18 protein-coding genes are annotated in these 21572 nt (G+C 63.0%); 3 read left to right on the top strand and 15 right to left on the bottom strand.

Annotated features, from left to right (window positions below; genetic code table 11):
• Window positions 1-2 precede the first annotated feature (2 nt).
• From lpxB to rpsB, 14 genes are all read right to left on the bottom strand, one after another.
• Window positions 3-1136 (bottom strand): lipid-A-disaccharide synthase, encoded by a 1134-nt coding sequence (gene lpxB / locus NKG59_RS13185; protein WP_253537508.1) that lies wholly within the window; start codon window positions 1134-1136, stop codon window positions 3-5.
• A 41-nt stretch (window positions 1137-1177) separates the two neighbouring features.
• On the bottom strand, window positions 1178-1993 hold the full coding sequence (lpxA, locus tag NKG59_RS13180; protein ID WP_024975785.1) for an acyl-ACP--UDP-N-acetylglucosamine O-acyltransferase: 816 nt from the start codon (window positions 1991-1993) through the stop codon (window positions 1178-1180).
• Complete coding sequence (gene fabZ, locus NKG59_RS13175) at window positions 1990-2493, bottom strand: 3-hydroxyacyl-ACP dehydratase FabZ (protein ID WP_045204105.1); 504 nt, start codon at window positions 2491-2493, stop codon at window positions 1990-1992. The genes lpxA and fabZ overlap by 4 nt, the downstream gene beginning before the upstream one ends.
• The gene (gene lpxD / locus NKG59_RS13170; protein WP_253537386.1) at window positions 2490-3563 is read right to left on the bottom strand and encodes a UDP-3-O-(3-hydroxymyristoyl)glucosamine N-acyltransferase; all 1074 of its coding nucleotides are present in this window, start codon (window positions 3561-3563) and stop codon (window positions 2490-2492) included. The genes fabZ and lpxD overlap by 4 nt, the downstream gene beginning before the upstream one ends.
• 10 nt (window positions 3564-3573) lie before the next feature.
• Window positions 3574-4125 (bottom strand): OmpH/Skp family outer membrane protein, encoded by a 552-nt coding sequence (locus NKG59_RS13165; RefSeq protein ID WP_024975788.1) that lies wholly within the window; start codon window positions 4123-4125, stop codon window positions 3574-3576.
• Entirely contained in the window at window positions 4125-6422 is a 2298-nt protein-coding gene (gene bamA / locus NKG59_RS13160) for an outer membrane protein assembly factor BamA (protein WP_253537383.1), read from the bottom strand. Before bamA ends, NKG59_RS13165 begins: the two co-directional genes overlap by 1 nt.
• 115 nt (window positions 6423-6537) lie before the next feature.
• The gene (gene rseP / locus NKG59_RS13155; protein ID WP_253537505.1) at window positions 6538-7926 is read right to left on the bottom strand and encodes an RIP metalloprotease RseP; all 1389 of its coding nucleotides are present in this window, start codon (window positions 7924-7926) and stop codon (window positions 6538-6540) included.
• A gap of 86 nt (window positions 7927-8012) precedes the next feature.
• Window positions 8013-9203 (bottom strand): 1-deoxy-D-xylulose-5-phosphate reductoisomerase, encoded by a 1191-nt coding sequence (gene ispC, locus NKG59_RS13150; protein ID WP_253537381.1) that lies wholly within the window; start codon window positions 9201-9203, stop codon window positions 8013-8015.
• A gap of 11 nt (window positions 9204-9214) precedes the next feature.
• Window positions 9215-10033: a phosphatidate cytidylyltransferase gene (locus tag NKG59_RS13145; RefSeq protein WP_253537378.1), complete on the bottom strand. Its 819-nt coding sequence runs from the start codon at window positions 10031-10033 to the stop codon at window positions 9215-9217.
• A gap of 3 nt (window positions 10034-10036) precedes the next feature.
• Entirely contained in the window at window positions 10037-10813 is a 777-nt protein-coding gene (uppS, locus tag NKG59_RS13140; RefSeq protein ID WP_012761898.1) for a polyprenyl diphosphate synthase, read from the bottom strand.
• Between the two features lie 52 nt (window positions 10814-10865).
• A complete protein-coding gene (gene frr / locus NKG59_RS13135) occupies window positions 10866-11426 on the bottom strand; it encodes a ribosome recycling factor (RefSeq protein WP_027677472.1) in 561 nt (186 codons plus the stop codon).
• 175 nt (window positions 11427-11601) lie between these two features.
• On the bottom strand, window positions 11602-12312 hold the full coding sequence (pyrH, locus tag NKG59_RS13130; protein WP_048932292.1) for a UMP kinase: 711 nt from the start codon (window positions 12310-12312) through the stop codon (window positions 11602-11604).
• Window positions 12313-12604: 292 nt separating this feature from the next.
• Window positions 12605-13483 carry a translation elongation factor Ts gene (tsf, locus tag NKG59_RS13125; RefSeq protein ID WP_024975795.1) on the bottom strand — a complete coding sequence of 293 codons (879 nt, stop codon included), beginning with the start codon at window positions 13481-13483 and terminating at the stop codon, window positions 12605-12607.
• Window positions 13484-13733: 250 nt separating this feature from the next.
• Entirely contained in the window at window positions 13734-14477 is a 744-nt protein-coding gene (gene rpsB / locus NKG59_RS13120; protein ID WP_004626667.1) for a 30S ribosomal protein S2, read from the bottom strand.
• 304 nt (window positions 14478-14781) lie between these two features.
• On the opposite strand from rpsB, the gene map reads away from it, so the two are divergent.
• The 3 genes from map (at window position 14782) to NKG59_RS13105 (ending at window position 20354) form a co-directional block, all read left to right on the top strand.
• Window positions 14782-15606: a type I methionyl aminopeptidase gene (gene map, locus NKG59_RS13115; RefSeq protein ID WP_045204112.1), complete on the top strand. Its 825-nt coding sequence runs from the start codon at window positions 14782-14784 to the stop codon at window positions 15604-15606.
• Between the two features lie 118 nt (window positions 15607-15724).
• Window positions 15725-18313, top strand: coding sequence for a [protein-PII] uridylyltransferase (locus NKG59_RS13110; protein ID WP_253537375.1), 2589 nt, complete (start codon window positions 15725-15727; stop codon window positions 18311-18313).
• On the top strand, window positions 18297-20354 hold the full coding sequence (locus tag NKG59_RS13105) for a pseudouridine synthase (RefSeq protein ID WP_253537372.1): 2058 nt from the start codon (window positions 18297-18299) through the stop codon (window positions 20352-20354). The genes NKG59_RS13110 and NKG59_RS13105 overlap by 17 nt, the downstream gene beginning before the upstream one ends.
• Before the next feature lie 76 nt (window positions 20355-20430).
• Here the strand turns inward: NKG59_RS13105 and NKG59_RS13100 are convergent, their stop codons facing one another.
• Window positions 20431-21552: an alpha/beta fold hydrolase gene (locus tag NKG59_RS13100; protein WP_253537369.1), complete on the bottom strand. Its 1122-nt coding sequence runs from the start codon at window positions 21550-21552 to the stop codon at window positions 20431-20433.
• Window positions 21553-21572: the final 20 nt, after the last annotated feature.

Raw genomic sequence — 21572 nt, 5'->3', positions numbered from 1 at the left:
GCTCAAAGCTTACCGCGACTGCGCAGCAGATCGACCACCACTTTCGCGCCGATCTCCGCCATGTTCTGCTTGAGCGTGAGGTGCATCTGCGTGAAGTGCTCACGCAGGAACATGGCGTTGCCATGGTCGCTCAGTTGCAGCAGCGTCTCGCGTGCGAGTGCCTCAGGCGTTGCGTCATCCTGCAGCAGCTCCGGCACGACAAAGCGGCCGGACAGGATGTTCGGCAGCCCCACGTACGGCAGATAGCCCTTGCGCTTCATGATCTGCGCCGTCAGCCAGGGCACCTTGTACGTGATGACCATCGGCTTCTTGTACAACGCTGCTTCCAGCGTGGCCGTACCGCTGGCAAGCAGGATGACGTCAGCCGCTTCCATGGCGGCGTGCGACTGGCCATCGACGACCCACAGATGCAGGCCTGGGTGCTCCGCGCGCATCGCGTCGATGCGCTCGCGCAGCGTTGCATTGGCCGCGGGCAGCACGAACGCAAGATCCGGTTCGACCGCCTGCATGCGCGACATCGCCGCAAACAGCGTCGGCCCGAGATGCTTCACTTCGGAATTGCGGCTGCCCGGCAGCACTGCAACGACTTTACGGCCCAACGGCAGGCCAAGGCGCGTACGTGCGCCCTCTACGTCCGGCACCAGCGGAATCTCGTCCGCGAGCGGATGCCCGACGTACGTGGCGGGAATGCCGGCCTTGGCGTAAATCTCAGGCTCGAACGGGAACAGGCAGAGGATATGGTCGACAGCGCGGGCAATCGTCTTGATACGGCCGGCACGCCACGCCCAGATCGACGGGCTCACGAAATGCACCACCGGCACACCCGCCTGCCGCATGGCGATCTCGACGTTGAAATTGAAGTCCGGCGCATCGACGCCGATGAATGCCAGCGGCGGCCTAGCCAGCAGATCCTGTTTGAGTTCCTTGCGGATGGTAAGAATCTCGCGCAGCTGGCCGAGCACTTCCACGTAGCCGTTGACCGACAGCTTGTGCATCGGCCAGTTCGACTGGAAACCCTGCTCCGTCATGCGGGCCCCGCCGATTCCGTTGTAGGCAATGTCGGCAGGCAGTTGTGCGTGCAATCCCTTGAGCAGAAGCGAGGCCAGCAAATCGCCGGAAGCCTCGCCTGCCACCATGCCGATGCGGCGCACCGGCGTGGCGTTCTGAAGCTGCTCGCTCAACGCACGATGCCGCGCTTGGTGGCGGCAATGAAATCAGCAAACGCGGTCAACACCTCACGCGTGGGGGCGTCGTCCGTCTGAGCAATCTGGGCGGCGATTTCCGCCTTGGCCTGATCAAAGCTCAGATCGCTCTTGTAGAGCAGCTTGTACGCCTGGCGCAGACCGGTGATCTGCTCGGCCGTAAAGCCACGGCGGCGCAGGCCTTCCACGTTGATGCCGTGCGGTGCGGCCTTGTTGCCACCCTTGTCGCTTGCGGCGATCACGAACGGCGGCACATCCTGCACCAGCGCCGATGCTCCACCGAGCATGGCATGCGCGCCGATGCGCACGAACTGGTGCACGCCCGACATGCCGCCGAGAATCGCCCAGTCACCGACTTCCACGTGACCCGCGATCTGCGCGTTGCTCGAGAACACCGTGTGGTTGCCCACGCGGCAATCGTGCGCGATATGCACGTAGGCCATGATCCAGTTGTCGTCACCGATGGACGTGATGCCGGCATCCTGCGCGGTGCCGGTATGGATCGTGGTGAATTCGCGGATGGTATTGCGATCGCCGACGATCAGCTGCGTCGGCTCATCGCGATATTTCATGTCCTGCGGGCGGCCGCCCACCGATGCGAAGTGGCCGATGCTGTTGTCGCGACCCAGCGTCGTGTAGCCCTCGATCACCGTGTGGTGGCCGACGCGCGTGCCTGCACCCATCCGCACGTTCGGGCCCACGACCGTGAACGCGCCGATCTCGACGCTCGAATCCAGTTCGGCCTTCGGATCGATCTGCGCGGTTGGGTGGATCTTCTGTGCTTGCGTCATGCCTCGCCCTTGGACTTGTCTTCGCGCACGGCACACATGATTTCGGCTTCCACAGCGACTTCACCGTCAACCTTGCCGTACACCTTGAACTTCCACATACCGCTCTTCGAGCGCAGCAGTTCTGCCGTCATCACAAGCTGGTCGCCCGGCGTCACCTGGCGCTTGAAGCGTGCACCGTCAATGCTCACGAACAGGTAGAGCTGGTTTTCTTTGCGCTCGTGATCGGCCTCGCCGAAAGTCAGCAGCGCAGCGGTTTGCGCCAGCGCTTCGAGCATCAGCACGCCCGGCATCACCGGATGGCCGGGGAAGTGCCCGTTGAAGAACGGCTCGTTGAACGTCACGTTCTTGATAGCCGTAATCGACTTGCGCGGCTCCAGCGAAATCACGCGGTCAACCAGCAGCATCGGGTAGCGATGCGGCAGCAGGTCGAGAATCTTCTTGATGTTGAAATCACTGACGGGGCTGGGGGTCGCGCTCGTCGCATTCGTTGCTTCGGTCATGATTGTTGCTGCAGGTCTTTGACCCGCTGTTCCAGTTGTTGCAACCGTTCGCGCATGCGCGTCAGGCCTCGGACGATGGCCGCGTTACGCTCCCAGTCGCCATGCGGCATGAATGGGAAAACGCTGGTGAAATGGCCACCGGGCTTGGTGATTGATTTGGTAATGGAGGTGCCGCCCGAGACGGTCACACGGTCCGCAATCGTCAGATGGCCGGCAAAGTTGGCCGCACCGCCGATGATGCAATAGCGCCCGATCTTCGTGCTGCCCGAAATGGCAGCGCAGCCGGCGATAACGGTATAGGCGCCCACGTGCACGTTGTGCGCGATTTGCACTTGGTTGTCGATCTTGCAGCCCTGCTCGACCACCGTATCGGCCATCGCACCGCGGTCGATAGCGGTGTTCGCGCCGATCTCCACATCGTCGCCAATCACGGCCCGACCAACCTGCGGAATCTTCACCCATTCGCCGCCCTGCGGACCGAAGTCGGGTGCAAAACCGAAGCCATCCGCGCCGATCACCACGCCGCTATGCACAATGCAGCGCGCACCGATCACGCAGCCGTGGTAGATCGACACGTTTGCGTAGAGCAACGTGTCATCGCCAATGCGGGCACCGGCGCCAACGAAACTGTTGCCCGCGATACGCACACGCTCGCCGAGCACCGCGCCGGCTTCGATGGTCACATTCGGGCCAATGGAGCACGACGCCGGCACCGTTGCGCCCTCTTCCACGCTGGCCGTCCGGTGAATGCCGGGCACAACGGGGCGCGCCGCCAGCGCGACAAAGCGCTGGGCGACACGAGCAAACGCAGCATACGGGTTGGCTGCGATGAGCCAGTTCCGGCCAGCAGCATGGCCTTGGCTTTCGAGCGTTTCCAGATCACGGGGCGACACGATGATCGCCCCCGCACCGGAACTCACAGCCTGATTGAGGTACAGCGGATTGGAAAGAAAAGCGAGCTGATCGGCGCCCGCTTGATCCAGCGGCGCGATCGACTTGACGATCAGGCCTGCGTCGCCCTGGACGGTCGCGCCGAGCGACGCAGCAAGTTCACCAAGCGAAAACGACATGCGCACAACCTCATTTGGCCGATTGCGAATTCAGCGCCTTGAGCACTTCGTCCGTGATGTCGATGCGCGGGTTCACGTACACGGCTTCCTGCACGATCAGGTCATACTTGCGCTGCTCTGCAATCGAGCGGATCACGCGGTTGGCGCGCTCGAGCACCTGAGCCAGCTCTTCATTGCGGCGCTGGTTCAGGTCCTCACGGAATTCGCGCTGCTTGCGCTGGAAGTCACGATCCAGGTCCGACAGTTCACGCTGACGGCGGGTGCGATCGGAATCGGCCAGCACAGCCGACTCCTTGTCCAGCTTGTCGGACATGCCCTTGAGCTTGGCAGCCATGTCCTGCAGCTCGCGGTCGCGCTTGGCGAACTCGGTTTCCAGCTTGGCCTGTGCGGCCTTGGCAGGCTGGGAGTCGCGCAAGATGCGCTCGGAATTGACAGCAGCGATGCGCGCTTCCTGCGCCGTGGCCGGCAGCGCAAAGCTGGCTGCGGCAAGTGCGGCGAAAGCAGCGGACACGCCCATGCGGGACAAGGTGATGCGCGTGGATTTCATGATGAATGCAGTCATTAGAATGCAGTCCCGATCTGGAACTGGAAGCGTTGCGTTTGATCTTGGGTCTTGCGTTTGATCGGGAAGCCCATGCTGATCTTGAGCGGGCCGATCGGTGACAGCCACGACAGACCGAAACCAGTCGAGTAGCGCATGTCGCCCAGCTTGTACGGCTGACCTTCGGCGAACACGTTACCGTAGTCAAAGAAGGTGAACAGGCGAACGGTGCGGTCCACGCCCGAACCCGGCAGCGGGAAAATGAACTCCACATTGCCGACGAACTTGCTGGCGCCACCGATGGCCACGCCGTTGGCGTCGCGCGGGCCCAACGTGCTGGTTTCGTAACCACGCACCGAACCGATACCGCCTGCGTAGTAGTTCTTGAAGACCGGGAAGTCCTTGCCGCCGTAACCGTGGCCGTACCCGATTTCGTTGTTGAACGCCATCGTGAACGACTTCGACAGCGGGTAGAAATACTGGTGCTGATAATACGCACGGAAGTACTGCAGATCGCCGCCCGGGATACCAAACTCCAGGTTGGCCTGCTGATAGCGGCCACGCGTCGGCACCAGCGCACTGTCACGCTGATCCTTCGACCAGCCAATGGTGATCGGGAAGTTGTTGGTGATACGGCCGTTCTTTGCGACGTAGTGCTGGTAGGCCAGCGGCGTGTTGGTCGTCACGTCGATGGTCGTCCGCTCGTAGCCGATGCCGAAGAAGACGGTATCGGTTTCCGAGAACGGCACGCCAAACTTGACGTTGCCACCTTGTTGCACAACGCGGTAGTCCTGGTCACCCGTGTAGTACAGCGGGCGGTACGTGCGGTAGTACAGCTCGGTCGAACGGCTGATGCCATCCACCGTGAAGTACGGATCGAACTGCGTCACTGCAATGGTGCGGTTCGACTTGGATGTATTCACATCCAGGCCGAGGCTCGTGCCGGAGCCAAACACGTTGTCCTGACGGATACCCGCCGACAGCACCAGCTTGTCGGTCGAAGAGAAGCCCACGCCCAGGTTGATCTGGCCGGTCGGCTTTTCGGTCACGTTGACGTTCACATCGACCTGGTCGGTGGTACCCGGCACGTCTTCCGTCGTGATATTCGCATCGGTGAAGTAACCCGTACGGTTCACGCGATTCTGCGAAAGCTGCAGCTTCTCGCCATCGAACCACGAGGCTTCCATCTGGCGCATTTCGCGGCGCACGACTTCGTCGCGGGTCTTGCTGTTGCCGACAACGTTCACGCGACGCACATACACGCGGCGACCCGGATCGACCACCAGCGTGAGCGCAACCGTGCGGTCCTTCTGGTTGATCTGCGGCTGCGGGTTGATGGTGGCGAAAGCGTAACCGTACGTGCCGAGCAGATCGGTAATCGACTTGGTGGTCGACGACAGCTTGGCCGAAGAGAAGACATCGCCCTGCTTGAGCTTGATGAGCTTCTCCATCTCGGCCTGCTTGCCCAGCAGTTCGCCGGTCAGCTTGATGTCCGATACCTTGTACTGCTCACCCTCGTGGATGTTCAGCGTCAGGTAGATGTCCTTCTTGTCGGGCGTGATCGACACCTGGGTCGACTCGATAGCGAATTCCAGGTAGCCGCGATCCAGATAGAACGAGCGCAGCGCTTCCAGGTCAGCCGTGAGCTTCTGCTTGGAGTACAGATCGTTCTTGGTGTACCACGACAGCCAGTTCGGCGTGGACAGTTGCATTTCGTCGCGCAGGTCACCTTCCTTGAAGGCCTTGTTGCCGACGATATTGATCTGGCGAATCTTGGCGGTCGGGCCTTCGTCCACCGTGAACGTAATCGACACACGGTTGGCATCGACCGGCGTAACGGTGGTCGTCACCTCGGCCGCGTAGTAGCCGCGCGAAACATATTGGCGCTTGATTTCCTGCTCGGCGCGGTCGATGAGCGACTTGTCGTAGTAGCGGGCCTCAGCCACGCCCACGCCGCGCAACGTACGGCGCAGCGCTTCCTTGTCGAACTCCTTGAAGCCGATGAACTCGAGCTGCGAGATCGCCGGACGCTCTTCCACGCGCACCACCAGCACATTGCCTTCGGAGCGGATCTGAACGTCCTTGAAGAAGCCGGTGTTGTAGAGCGCGCGAATCGACTCGGCGCCCTTCTCGTCGGTGAAGGTCTCACCCACCTTCACGGGCAGATAGCCGAACACGGTGCCCGGCTCGACGCGCTGCACCCCCTCCACGCGAATGTCCTTGACGACGAACGGCTCCACTGCATGAGCCTGACCGGCAGTAACGGTCAGCACGGAAGCCGCCAGCACGCTGAGCGGGAAGCGATGTTGTCTGATCAATCTAATCCCCTAGTTGGATTCAATCGGAATCCACTTCTGAGTGTTTTCAAAACCCTGAGTTGCCCGCTCACGCCGGTGGCAACGAAGGGGCTGACCGACTCAGTTTGAATACGGTCTAGCCACGAGTCAGAAACAACCGACTCAAATCGTTGTACAGGGCGAGCGAAGTGAGAAGCAGGATGCAGGCGACGCCGATCTTCTGAAGGACTGCTTGCCAGGATTCCGGCACGGGTCGGCCAGTCAAAAATTCCACGCAATAATACAGCAAATGCCCCCCATCCAATACCGGAACGGGCAATAAGTTCAGTACGCCGAGACTGACACTGATCAACGCGAGAAAGCTCACAAACGTCTGCCAGCCAAGGCTTGCCGCCTTGCCCGCAAAGTCAGCCACCGTGATCGGTCCGCTCAGGTTCTGCAGCGATGCCTGACCGACGATCATCTTGCCGAGGACCTGCAGCGACAGCGCCGAAGTCCGCCAGACCTCGCCCACGGCATGACCCAGGGCGGCGACCGGCTCATCCCGGATCATCGCCGTTTCCACCTTCTGGTTGAGCTGCGCGCCGAGCTTGCCGATCTTCGGGCCCGTGGGGTTCTTGGGATCGGCGTCTGCATCTGGGCGAACGGGCAACGTCATGGGCTGATCGTTGCGCAGAATATCGATCGACGCATTCTGCTCGGGCATGGCGCGGATCTGGCGGATGAGGTCCATCGCCTGATCGGCGGGCTGACCCGCGAAGCGAACGATCTGATCGCCGGCCCGCAACCCAGCGCGTGCCGCGGCACTGGCGGGCAGTACGTCGACGATGGTGACGGGGCCGCCCAGCAGGCGCAAACCAATCTGGTCAATGACGTCGGCCTGCGGCGTACGGGCGGCGCTCGGCAAACCATGCAGGCGAACGGTGCGCTCGACACCATCGGCGCCGCGCACTTGTACAAGCGCGTCACGCCCTGCGATACCGGCCGAATACAAGCGCATGCGGACATCGCTCCAACTGCGCACGGGCGCAGGTGTTTCATCGTCCGCACCGATGGCGATCACGCGGTCCTTGGCACGCAGGTCGGCCTGGGCGGCAATGCTGCCCGGCGGAGGAGCACCAAGGATAGGCAACGGTTCGATTGCGCCCACCCATGCCAGCACTGCATAGAGCGCAATCGCGAGCAAGAAATTGGCGATCGGGCCAGCAGCCACGATGGCGAATCGCTTGTAGACTGGCTGATGATCGAAGGTACGCGGCAGATCTTCGGGGAGGATGGGCGGGTCTTTCTCGGGGTCTCGCGATCCCTCGCCCAGCATCTTGACGTAGCCGCCCAGCGGAATGGCGCAGATCGTCCATTCAGTACGGTCAGGGCCGCGACCCACACGGCGGAACAGCACTTTGCCGAAACCAACGGAAAACCGGAGCACTTTCACGCCGCACAGACGCGCGACGCTGTAGTGGCCCAGTTCGTGAATGACGATCAGTACCGCGATCGCAAAGACAAACGCTAAAACGGTCTGCAAAACCTTCTCCGGATGCACTGAAGGGCACGCGCGGGCTGGTCCCGCGCGAAGCCGCTATGTTACCCGCTTGCTCTGACAGCACGCTTTCAGGCGGCCGGCAGTTGCGCGCATACGGTCGCGATATAGCGCTCGGCCTGCTGACGTGCTTGGGCGTCGGCCGCAAAAACGGTGTCGAGCGAGTCGGCGGGCACGATGGAAGTGCGGGCGAGCGTATCGTCCACCACGGCGGCAATCTCGGTGAATCGGATGCGGCGCTGCAAGAATGCTTCAACAGCCACCTCGTTGGCTGCGTTCAGTGCAGCAGGCGCCGTACCACCGGCGCGCAATGCGTCAAAAGCCAGCGCCAAACACGGGAAGCGACGCAGGTCCGGCGCCTCGAACGTGAGCGCGCCCGTCGTAACGAGATCGAGCAGCGGAACGCCGGCTTCGATGCGTTCGGGATATGCCAAGCCGTAGGCAATCGGCGTGCGCATGTCCGGATTGCCTAGCTGCGCCAGCACCGAGCCATCGTCGTAGCCGACCATCGAATGGATGACACTCTGTGGGTGGATCAGGACTTCGAGATGCTCGACCGGAACGCCGAACAGCCAGTGCGCCTCGATCACCTCCAGCCCCTTATTCATCATGGTGGCGGAGTCGACGGAGATCTTGCGCCCCATCACCCAGTTCGGATGCGCGCAAGCCTGGTCTGGCGTGACATCCGCAAGAGAATCCACCGCGCGCGTGCGGAACGGACCACCGGATGCCGTCAGCACGATGCGCGACACGCCACGCGCGAACTGCGGAACTTGCTGCGGCAAGCATTGGAAGATGGCGTTGTGCTCGCTGTCGATCGGGAGAACGGTGGCGCCATGCTGACGCACGGCGTCCATGAAGAGCGCGCCGGACATCACCAACGCCTCCTTGTTGGCAAGCAGCACGCGCTTGCCGGCGTGCACGGCGGCAAGCGTCGGGCGCAAACCTGCCGCGCCAACGATGGCCGCCATCACAGCATCGCAGTCGGGGTGCGCGGCCGCCTCTTCCAACGCCTCAGTGCCGGAACGGATTTCGATGCCGACAGCATCTGCGCCTAGCTGATCACGCAAGGCATCTGCCGCAGCTACCGAACCCAGCACAGCCATCTTCGGGCGAAACTCACGGCAGAGCACCGCGAGCTTGTCAGTCTGTGCGTTGGCAGTCAGCGCAAAAACACTGTATTTGTCGGGATGACGGCGCACCACGTCGAGCGTGCTGTCGCCAATGGAGCCGGTGGCGCCAAGAACGGTCAAACGCATCATGTTCAGACGCCTCAGGAAATCAGCAATGCAGCCAGCGGAAACACTGGCAGCAGCGCGTCGATGCGATCGAGCACACCGCCATGGCCGGGCAACAGGCGGCTGCTGTCTTTCATCCCGACCTGACGCTTGAGCAGGGATTCAAACAAATCACCACCGACGCTCGCGGCTACCAGCAAGATGGTCAGCGCCAGGGCGGCGACCGCGCCGCGCTGGTCGAACTCGTGGGAGAACCACGTCGGGGCAAACCAATGCGTGACGCCGGCCACGGTGGCAATCACCGCAACCAGCACGGCACCACCGATTGCACCTTCCCAGGATTTTCCGGGGCTGATAGTCGGAGCAAGCTTGCGGCGACCAATGGCCTTGCCGACAAAATAGGCGCCCACATCGGCAGCCCACACGAGCAACGCCACCGAAAGCAAAAACGCGATGCCGTGCGTGCGCAATTCAATGGCGCCATGCACGAACGCCGGCAGCATCACCAAGCCCAATAGCGTGAACACGACGCGGCGCGTGCCATGCAATTCGCGCACACCGCCCGCCAACAGCCCCCAGGCGATCACCCACGCGATTACCGCGCCATGGAATAGCGGCCGCACATCACCGCGAACGGGAATGTCGTGCCAGGCGATCGTCAGCATGACGACAACGACCGCATAGAGAATCGGCCCCCACCAGCTCGGCAGGCGCACGAGACGCCCCCACTCCCACGCGGCGAAGGCTGCAAACACCGTCACGAGCCCGGCCAGGCCGGCGGGCGGCGCGAAAAACAGAATGGGCAGGATGACAATCAGCAAGCAGACAGCGGTAATGACGCGAGTCAGCAGCATGTGTCAGGCTCCGGCGGATAGCGCGGGGGGAACATCGGGCTCGAGCTGCGCGCTGGTGCGGCCAAAGCGGCGCTCGCGGTTGCGATACCACGCAAAGGCGCGATCGAGTTCTGCGGCATCGAAGTCGGGCCAGTAGCGATCGGTGAAGTACAGCTCGGAATAGGCAAGCTGCCACAACAGAAAGTTGCTGATGCGCTGCTCGCCGCCTGTGCGGATAAACAGATCCGGCTCCGGCGCGTAAGACAGCGCCATGTACGGAGCAAGCATCTCTTCCGTGATGGCGTCGGGTGCAATGCCGGGCTGCGCCGCCAACAAGGCGCGCATGGCTTGCAGGATGTCCCAGCGCCCACCGTAGTTGGCGAGAATCGTGACAGTCAGACCGGGGTTGGCAGCCGTCTTGGCCTCAGCTTCGCGAATCAAAAGCTGGATGCGCGGGCTGAACGCGGATAGATCGCCCACCACGCGCAGGCGGATGCCGTTGTCATGGAGCTTGCTCACTTCGCGGCGCAGGGCCGTCATGAACAGCTTCATGAGGAAGGTGACTTCCTCGGCAGGACGACGCCAGTTTTCGGAGCTGAAGGCAAACAGCGTCAGGTAACCGACGCCACGGCGAGCAGCAGCTTCAACGGTTGCTCGGACGGCGTCGAGGCCGCGGCTATGTCCGGCCACACGCGGCAGATGCCGTTCGGTGGCCCAGCGGCCGTTACCGTCCATAATGACGGCAACGTGACGCGGCGTATCGGCGGTGTCGGGCACCGCCAGTGTCGAACTGATATGCATGAATCGGGCTTCCCACCGCATGCGCCCAATGCGCCGGCGGCGGGAGACGGCCTTACACCGTCATGATTTCCTTGTCTTTCTCGGCGACCAGCTTGTCGATCTCGGCGACGAACTTGTCGGTCAACTTTTGAACGTCGTCTCCGCCGCGGCGCTCGTCGTCTTCCGAGATGGCCTTGTCCTTCACCAGCTTCTTGAGCTGTTCGTTGGCATCGCGACGCAGGTTGCGCACGGCGACCTTGGCATCTTCGCCCTCGCCCTTCACAACCTTGGTCAGTTCCTTGCGGCGCTCTTCGGTCAGTGCGGGAGTCGGCACGCGAATGATGTCGCCCATGGTGGCGGGGTTCAGGCCGAGGTCCGCTTCACGGATGGCCTTTTCGACGGCCTGCACCATTTTCTTTTCCCATGGCTGCACGCCGATCGTGCGTGCATCCACCAGGGTCACGTTGGCAACCTGGCTGATTGGCACCATCGAGCCGTAGTAATCGACTTGCACGTGATCGAGCAGACCGGTGTGGGCACGGCCAGTGCGGATCTTGGCCAGATCCGCCTTGAGAGCCTCGATCGACTTCTGCATCTTCTGCTCGGCATTCTTTTTGACATCGGCGACGCTCATACTTCCTCCGAACGATAACGGCAGTCTGCCAACTTGCGCCCCGGAAAACGACACAGGGCACCGGCAAGACCAAAAAGACAATAGGCGATTTTACATGGAAGCCGCTCGCCAACGCCATTTACGCAGGGTCAGCGAACGGTAAAAAAGGTGCCTGCAACCAGGCTTGCCGCTGCCTTTAGACGTGCACCAGCGTGCCTTCGTCTTCACCCAGGATCACGCGCTTGAGCGCGCCCGGCTTCTGAATCGAGAACACCTTGATCGGCAGCTTCTGATCGCGGCACAGCGCAAAGGCGGTCGCATCCATCACCTGCAGATTGCGCGAGATGGCTTCGTCGAAGGTGATGGTGGTGTAGCGGGTGGCGCTCGGGTCCTTCTTCGGATCGGCGGTGTACACGCCGTCCACCTTGGTGGCCTTGAGGACGATCTCCGCACCGATTTCCGAGCCGCGCAGTGCAGCGGCGGTGTCGGTGGTGAAGAACGGGTTGCCGGTGCCGGCGGCGAAAATCACGATCTTCCCTTCTTCCAACTGGCGAATCGCGCGCGGACGGATATACGGCTCGACCACTTGGTCCAGGCGCAGCGCCGATTGCACACGGCCTTCGAGGTTGGCATGACGCATGGCGTCTTGCAGGGCCAGGGCGTTCATCATGGTGGCCAGCATGCCCATATAGTCGGCCGTGGCCCGGTCCATGCCGGCGGCGCCGCCCGCGACACCGCGGAAGATGTTACCGCCGCCGATTACCACTGCCACCTGCACGCCCAGCCTCACGATTTCGGCGATATCGTTGACCATCCCTTCGATGGTGCTGCGGTTGATGCCAAAGGCATCGTCGCCCATCAGGGCTTCGCCGGAAAGTTTGAGTAGAACGCGCTTATAGGCAGGCATGGAGATCCTCGTGACGATTCCTGGTACGGGAAACAGGAAAAGGGAAATGACGCTGCGGATATGACAACGACGTGCAAAGCGGGGACTTCGCACATCCCGCAACCTTCTTGCGCGGAAGCCGTCAGAAAATCCTCCTAACGATGTCCGCGCAAGCAGGCTGCACCTGCAAACAGGGCACCTTTCGGTGCCCTGTTTGTTCGGCATTATAAGGCTGCGCCAAGGGTGGAAACGACACCTTCCGGCCTGCGCCGGAGGGCGAATCGCCGCACCATCGGAAACGGCCGTCGCAGCATTACGCCTGTTGCTTGGCAGCGGCCACCTGGGCAGCCACTTCAGCAGCGAAGTCGTCTTGCTTCTTCTCGATGCCCTCGCCCACCACGTACAGCGTGAACGCCTTCACGGTCGTGTTGGCGGCCTTGAGCATCTGCTCAACGGTTTGCTTGTCGTTCTTCACGAACGGCTGGTTCAGCAGCGAGACTTCCTTCAGGTACTTCTGCACGCTGCCTTCCACCATCTTGGCAACGATTTCGGCCGGCTTGCCCGATTCCGCAGCCTTCTGCTCAGCAACGCTGCGCTCCTTGGCGACCAGCTCGGCCGGCACGTCGTCAGCTGACAGCGACACCGGCTTCATGGCGGCAGCCTGCATTGCAGCGTCCTTGGCCGCCACTTCGTTGCCCTCGAATGCCACCATCACGCCAATGCGGGTGCCGTGCAGATACGAAGTCAGCTGGGTACCTTCGAAACGCTGGAAGCGGCGGATCGTCATGTTCTCGCCGATCTTGCCGATCAGGCGGGTACGCACGGCTTCAACCGTTTCGTCGCCGATCGACAGCGCCGACAGAGCAGCCACGTCAGCCGGGTTCTTCTGAGCGATCAGCTTGGCAACATCGTTCGTGAAGGCCAGGAAATCGTCGTTCTTCGAGACGAAGTCGGTTTCGCAGTTCACTTCGACCAGGGCGCCCGTGGTGCCCTCGACGAAAGCTGCAACCACGCCTTCAGCGGTGACGCGGCTCGAAGCCTTGCCGGCCTTGTTGCCCAACTTCACGCGCAGGATCTCTTCGGCCTTTTCCAGGTTGCCTTCGGCTTCGGTCAGGGCCTTCTTGCATTCCATCATCGGCGCGTCGGTCTTCGCGCGCAGCTCTGCAACCATGCTTGCGGTAATTGCCGCCATTCTCATGCTCCTTGTTTCAGATCGTCGTCCGGTCGCAAGCGGATTCTTCGCCTCGCGCCGGCCTGTCGTCCGGTTTCCATCCGGCCGCCCCACGAAATACGACGCGCGTGGGACATCCGCATGACAAATTTCAAAAAAAAGGGGCGTTTGTTACGCGCCCCTGTCTGGCCATCGGCCCCGATGCGTTGCACCAGGTGCGGCCTGGCACGCGTCCCGCGCAATCAAGCCGCGGGCGCACGCCTTCTTGTCTTTAGCCTTCTTGGACTTCGACGAAGTCGTCGCCACCGCGAGCGGCTTCAACCACTTCCTGCACCGCGTTGGCGCGGCCTTCCAGGATCGCGTCGGCCACGCCGCGCACGTACAGTGCAACAGCCTTGCTCGAGTCGTCGTTACCCGGGATGACGTAGTCGATGCCTTCCGGCGAGTGGTTCGTGTCAACCACGCCGATCACCGGAATACCCAGCTTGGCCGCTTCGGTCACGGCAATCTTGTGGTAGCCAACGTCCACCACGAAGATGGCGTCCGGAATGCCGCCCATGTCCTTGATGCCGCCAATGGACTTCACCAGCTTGTCCATTTCGCGCTCGAACATCAGCGCTTCCTTCTTGCTCATGGTTTCGGTCGCGCCGGCTTCCTTGGCGACTTCCATGTCCTTCAGGCGCTTGATCGAGGTCTTGACCGTCTTGAAGTTGGTCAGCATGCCGCCGAGCCAGCGGCTGTCGACGAACGGCATACCTGCGCGAGCCGCTTCTTCAGCCAGGATCTCGCGCGATTGACGCTTCGTGCCGACGAACAGAATGGTGCCCCGGTTGGCTGCCAGCTGGCGCACGTACTTCAGTGCGTCCTGGTACATCGGCAGCGTCTTTTCCAGGTTGATGATGTGAATCTTGTTGCGATGGCCGAAGATGAAGGGGGCCATCTTGGGGTTCCAGAAGCGGGTCTGGTGGCCAAAGTGGACACCGGCTTCCAGCATTTCGCGCATGGTCACGGACATGAAATTCTCCAATCGGGTTAGGTCTGAAGCCGCCTCAGACATCCGTTGCATGCGTTACGACGGACACCCGCGGTGAAGCGGCTCGCGATTTCAAGCGTCACCGGCCACACGACCAGCAACTGCTTAGCCAGCAATTATAGCGGCAAAAACCCAATCGACTCAAGACCCTCCGAGCATTCGCAGCAAACAGGCCGAGGCTGGCGCCCAGCGCCCGAAAACCCCGGCCGGGGCGCTTTGGTGCGATAATTCACGCTTTAGCCACGACGCGGCGCCTCGCGCGCCTGCGTGCAGAAAGAGTCACAGCATGGCCGTTACCATTCACACCGCCGAAGACATTGCGCAAATGCGCGTAGCATGCCGGCTTGCGTCCGAAGTTCTGGATTACATCACCCCGTTCGTAACGCCCGGCGTGACCACGGGCAAGCTGGACGAGCTCTGCCACGCCTACATGCGTGACGTGCAAGGCACGGTGCCGGCGCCGCTGAACTACGCCCCACCGGGCTATCCGCCCTTCCCGGCATCGATCTGCACGTCCGTCAACGATGTGATTTGCCACGGCATTCCGGGCGACAAGGTGCTCAAGAGCGGTGACATCGTCAACCTGGATATCACCGTCATCACCAAGGAAGGCTATTACGGCGACACCAGCCGTACTTTCGTCGTGGGCGAAGGATCGATCCTGGCCAAGCGCCTGACGCAGGTGACGTTCGAATGCATGTGGAAGGGCATCGCCGCGGTGCGTCCCGGCGCCCGCCTGGGCGACATTGGCCACGTGATCCAGCAACATGCTGAAGCCGCCGGCTATAGCGTGGTGCGCGAATATTGCGGCCACGGCATCGGCAAGAAATTCCACGAAGATCCGCAGATCCTGCACTACGGCCGCCCCGGCACCGGGATGGAACTGAAGGCAGGCATGATCTTCACGATCGAACCGATGATCAACGCGGGCAAGCGCGATATCCGGACGATGCCCGACCAGTGGACCGTCAAGACACGCGATCGCAGCCTGTCGGCGCAGTGGGAACATACGCTTCTGGTGACGGAAACCGGCCACGAAGTGCTGACCGTGTCGGCATTGACGCCGCCGGCACCGGAATTCGTACACGAAGGCGCGCCGGCTACGGCCTGATCCTCGCGGGCGAGCCGCACCGTCAGCGGCAGCACCGTCGCGCTGATCTCGCCTCGCACCGGCTCAACACTTGCAGCGACCGGCTCGTTCCGGTCGCTGTTTCATTCACGCTCCGCTCATGCCCTCCGCTGCTGCTGCCCCTGCCGAAGAAGCCCATCCGCGCGACGCCCTGAAAGCTGAGCGCGCTCACCTGTTCGCGCAGTTCGATCAGCACGCCAACGTTCAACAACTCGTGACCAAGCTGGCGCGCGCGGTGGACCGTGCGCTGGTGCGGCTCTGGCAGGAAGAGCAGATGCCCGCCACCTGCGCGCTGATTGCCGTGGGCGGCTACGGGCGCGGCGAGCTGTTTCCACATTCTGATGTGGACATCCTCCTGTTGCTGCCGGGCACCGCAGATAAAGCATTGGAGGCCCGGCTGGAGGCCTTCATCGGCCGTTGTTGGGACATGGGGCTAGACATCGGCTCGTCGGTGCGCACGGTCGACGAATGCATCAATGAAGCCGCACAAGACGTCACGGTACGCACGTCGTTGCTGGAAGCGCGTCTGCTGACCGGCGACGAAGGCCTGTACCGGACGTTTGAGACGCACTATCAAGGCCACCTCGACGCGGCAGATTTCTTCCAGTCGAAACTGCTGGAAATGCGCCAGCGGCATGCCAAGTACCAGGACACGCCCTACTCGCTTGAACCGAACTGCAAGGAAAGCCCTGGCGGCCTGCGTGATCTGCAGGTGATTCTGTGGATGACGCGCGCGGCCGGTTTCGGTTCGAGCTGGAATGAGCTGCTTGCCAACGGCCTGCTCACGCGCCGTGAAGCGCAGGAGTTGACCAGCAATGAACGTCTGCTCAAAACCGTGCGGGCGCGCCTGCACCTGCTGGCCGGGCGTCGGCAGGACGTCTTGGTGTTCGACCTGCAGACGCAACTGGCCGAGTCGTTCGGCTACCGCCCAACCACCGCCAAGCGCGCTAGCGAACAGCTCATGCGCCGCTATTACTGGGTCGCCAAGGCTGTCACGCAGCTCAATACCGTGGTGCTGCAGAACATCGAGGCGAAGCTGTTCCCTAGCGAGTTGGGTATCACGCGCAAGATCAACGACCGCTTTGTCGAACGGCAAGGCATGCTCGAAATTGCCGACGCCGATCTCTACCAGCGCGAGCCGACCGCCATTCTCGAAACGTTCCTGCTATACGAGCAGACGCGAGGCATCAAGGGATTGGCAGCCAGCACGATGCGCGCGCTCTACAACGCGCGGACATTGATGGATGCCAAATGGCGCAAGGATCCGGCCAATCGCGCGCTGTTCCTGTCGATCCTGCAGCAGCCGCAGGGCATCACACACGCCCTGCGCCTGATGAACCAGACCAGCGTGCTCGGCCGCTACCTGGTCAACTTCCGCCGCATCGTCGGGCAGATGCAGCACGACCTGTTTCACGTCTACACGGTCGATCAGCACATCCTGATGGTGGTGCGCAACATCCGCCGCTTCGCCATCGTCGAGCACACGCACGAGTTTCCGTTCTGCAGCCAGTTGATGGCGAACTTCGACAAGCCGTGGGTGCTGACCGTGGCCGCGCTGTTCCATGACATTGCGAAGGGACGCGGCGGCGACCACTCCGTGCTCGGCATGTCCGACGCGCGGCGCTTCTGCAAGGAACACGGCATCGCCAAGGAAGACGCCGACCTGGTCGTCTGGCTCGTCGAACACCACCTGACCATGAGCCAGGTCGCTCAGAAGCAGGACCTGGGCGATCCGGAAGTCATCCGTCATTTCGCCGACTTGGTCGGCACCGAGCGTCGGTTGACCGCGCTGTATCTGCTGACCGTTGCCGACATCCGTGGCACCAGCCCGAAGGTGTGGAACGCCTGGAAGGGCAAGCTGCTGGAAGACCTGTATCGCATGACGCTGCGCGTGCTCGGCGGTGCCACCACGGACCCGCACGCCGTGCTCGAAGGCCGCAAGGAAGAAGCGCGCGCCCTGCTGCGCTTGGCCGCGCTGGACGACACCGCGCACGAGGCACTGTGGAAACAGCTCGACGTGGGCGTGTTCCTGCGCCACGACGCGCGCGACATCGCCTGGTTCACGCGGCACTTCTACAACCGCGTCGACACCACGATCCCCATCGTGCGTGCGCGCATTTCCCCGGCGGGCGTCGGCTTGCAGGTGGCGGTGTACTCGCCGGATCGGCCCGATCTTTTCGCGCGCATCTGCGGCTACTTCGAGCGCAAGAGCCTGACGATTCTGGACGCCAAGATCCACACCACCAAACACGGCTATGCGCTCGACACCTTCCAGGTGGCCGACCCCAGCAGCGGCTTGGTGGAGCCCGGGCATTACCGCGACATCATCACGCTGGTCGAACACGAACTGGCTGAACAGATCTCGCGCGAAACCGCCCTGCCCGAGCCGCCGCGTGGGCGCATCTCGCGCCAGTCGCGCAGCTTCCCGATCAAGCCTCGCGTCGACCTGCGCGCGGACGAGCGCGGCCAGTATTACCTGCTCTCCATTTCTGCGACAGACCGCACCGGTCTGCTCTACGCGATTGCCCGCGTGCTCGCGCACCGTCGCGTGTCGGTGCACACCGCGCGCATCAACACGCTCGGCGAGCGCGTGGAAGACATCTTCCTGGTCGACGGCACCCGCCTGACCCAGGACAACAAACTGCAGCTCGAGCTTGAAAGCGAGCTGCTTGATGCGCTCGCCATCTGAGCGCCAGCCTTACCGGTCTAGATTCATGACTACCGATTCCGATGATTTCCCCGGCGGCGACGACAAGCGCGGCGCCAGCGACCCGACTCAGCGCGCGACCCGCCCGGGCAAACGCGCCACGCTCGGCGTGCGCCGCGACGACGAAGGCAATGCCGTACGTTCCTCGGGCAAGCCGCTGCGCTCGTCTGACCTGAACCGCGAGCGCCAGCCGCTGCGCCCGTCGCAGCGCCGCCCCAAGCCGGAAGAAGGTGCCGGTAAGCCGCCGCGCCCCGCACGCCCTCCGCGCCGCGACGACGACGGCCAGACGCGCGACGCCAAGCCGCGCCGCGTACAAGGCGATCGCCCACCGCGACGCTTTGATGACGAACGTCCTCCGCGTCGATTCAACGACGACCAGCGCCCGCCCCGTCGCGCTGACGATGAGCGTCCTCCGCGACGCTTCGAAGATCGGCCACCTCGTCGGTCCGACGACGAACGTCCGCCGCGCCGATTCGACAATGAACGTCCTCCGCGCCGGTTCAACGACGATCAGCGCCCGCCCCGTCGATTCGATGAAGAACGCCCGCGCCGCTATGGGGACGATCAACGCGCGCCGCGTCGTGATGGCGACCAGCGTCCTCCACGACGCTTTGACGATGAGCGCCCGCCGCGCCGCTACGGTGACGACCAACGCCCGCCGCGCCGATTCGACGATGAGCAACGCCCGCCGCGCAAGTTCGGCGACGATCAACGGCCGCCCCGTCGTTTCGACGACGAACGCCCGCGACGCTATGGCGACGATCAACGTGCGCCCCGTCGTGAGGGCGACCAACGCCCCCCGCGCCGCTACGGTGACGACCAGCGCCCGCCACGCCGATTCGACGACGAGCAACGCCCGCCGCGCAAGTTCGGCGACGACCAACGGCCGCCCCGCCGTTTCGATGACGAACGCCCGCGACGCTATGGCGATGATCAACGCGCGCCCCGTCGTGAGGGTGACCAACGTCCTCCGCGTCGCTTTGACGATGAGCGTCCGCCGCGCCGGTACGGTGACGACCAACGCCCGCCACGCCGATTCGACGATGAGCAACGGCCACCGCAGCGCTATGGCGACGATCAACGCGCACCGCGCCGTGAGGGCGATCAACGTCCTCCGCGTCGTTTTGACAGCGATCGTCCGCCGCGCCGCTTTGAAGATCGTCCGGCCCGTCCGCAACGGCCCGAACGCGAGGAACGCGCTCCGCGCCATGCTGAAGAGCGGGCACCCCGTCAGGCACCGGAAACCGAATCGAGCGGGTTGGTCCGTCTGTCCAAGCGCATGTCCGAACTGGGTCTGTGCTCGCGCCGCGAGGCCGATGAATGGATTCCGCGCGGCTGGGTGCTCGTGGATGGCAAGCCGGTCACTGAGCTGGGTTCGCGCGTCAAGCCGGATGCGATCATCGAAATCCATCAGTCGGCGCGCTCCGAGCAAGGCGAGCGCGTGACTGTGCTGATGCACAAACCGGTCGGCTACGTCTCGGGCCAGGCAGAAGACGGCTATCAGCCTGCCGTTTCGCTATTCGTGCCGGAAAACCAGTGGGAAGCTGATCCCACCCGCAAGCGCTTCGCGCCTTGGCAACGCCGGGCGTTGGCGCCGGCCGGCCGACTGGATATCGACTCCACCGGCTTGCTGGTGTTGACGCAGGACGGTCGCGTGGCGCGCCACCTGATCGGCGAGGATTCGACGGTCGAGAAGGAATACCTGGTGCGCGTGGTGTGGGATTCGCCGAACGGCCTGGTTGAGCGCGACATCTCCAAGGTCTTCCCGGAAGAGTTGATGGAGAAGCTGCGCTTTGGCCTGTCGCTCGACGGCGAAGAACTGAAGCCCGCGAAGGTGAGCTGGCAGAACGAAGAGCAGCTGCGTTTTGTGCTGCGCGAAGGCAAGAAACGCCAGATCCGCCGCATGTGCGAACAGGTGGGACTGGAGGTGGTAGGCCTCAAGCGCATCCGCATGGGCAGCATCGTGCTGGGCGACCTGCCAGTCGGCCAGTGGCGCTTCCTGGGGCCGTTCGAGAAGTTCTGAGGCTGCCTCTGCCCCAAAGAAAAAAACCGGTCAACGCATTGCGCGCTGACCGGTTTTTTTATTTCTGCCGTCTAGGTTACAGACGCGGAGCCTGGCACGCGGCCCCCGTGGTGTTGGCCGATGCGGGCATGCCAAACACCGCTTGCGCCCCGCAGCGCGAGCCGAACATCTTCGCTTGGTCGTGGCCCACGCCAACCACTTCGTGCGCCTGGTGGTTGACTCGCCTGCGCCCCGCCATGTGCCGCTCGTAGCGCCAGTAGTTGCGTGCGCGATCCAGGCGCGTCGGGCCCTCCGCCTCAGCACCGCAGAGCTTGTCGAGCACGCGGTGGTTCGGGTCGTTGTCGCTGGTGCCAGCCAGGTAGGTTACGTGGCGCTGCGCATATCGGTTGAAGAGTTGCCGGCCAGTCTTGCCGGCTGCATACGGGACCATGTCGACCATGCCGTACTTGTAGTGATCGTAGTCCGGGCAGACGCGGGTGCTGTAACGCGCGAAGCCCTTGCCGCGGGGACGCTCCGGCGTGAAATACAGATACGACGACGGATTGGCGACCACGTATTGCAGGTCGATGCCGCGCTTGCGAATCGCTTCGTCCACGTTGTTGAGCACGGCGTAGCGCTGCACGATCTGGCCGCCGCCCGAATGACCTGCCACCGTGACGCGCTTGACGTTGGGTGCACGCGCCGGGTCAGTCACGTACCCGATCAGGTCATCGAGCACCTTGAGCGAGCTCAGATCGGTGTACGGGGCATTGGTGGCGTTGAAGCCGCCGATCCAGCCATCCACCGACCAGACCGGCATGCCGTCGAAACCCTTGCCCTCATCGGGCGTGCCGGGAAAGTTCGGGGCAATCAAAAGGACTTCGTCGGGGTTGCGGCCGCTGGCCTGAAGCAAATCGGCGCCCGCGGTGTAGTAATCGTTGCCGTTGCGCTGCAGGCCGTGCTGCACGAATACGACTTCGCGGATGCTGCTCAGGTCACCATCGAGCGGATGGTTGGCGTAGACGGGGAAATCATAGGCCCCGGCATCCGTGCCCAGATGCACGCGTTGCCAGACCGGACCCTGAGGCTTCTGGGCAACCGGTGCGGCCGCCGGTGTTTCCGGCGTCTGCGGCCCCGCGCACGCAGCCAACCCCAGCATCGCCGTCATGGCGACCCCAAGCGCCAGCCGGCGCCAGCCCCTCAAACCATCGCGCTTCATATCGTCTCCGTGGTGGATGA

Origin of the sequence: Ralstonia chuxiongensis (assembly GCF_024158925.1) — a bacterium.
In the GTDB taxonomy this organism is placed as follows: Bacteria; Pseudomonadota; Gammaproteobacteria; order Burkholderiales; family Burkholderiaceae; genus Ralstonia; species Ralstonia chuxiongensis.
The sequence above is the reverse complement of the archived record's forward strand: the minus strand, read 5'-3'. Positions and strand labels throughout refer to the sequence as shown.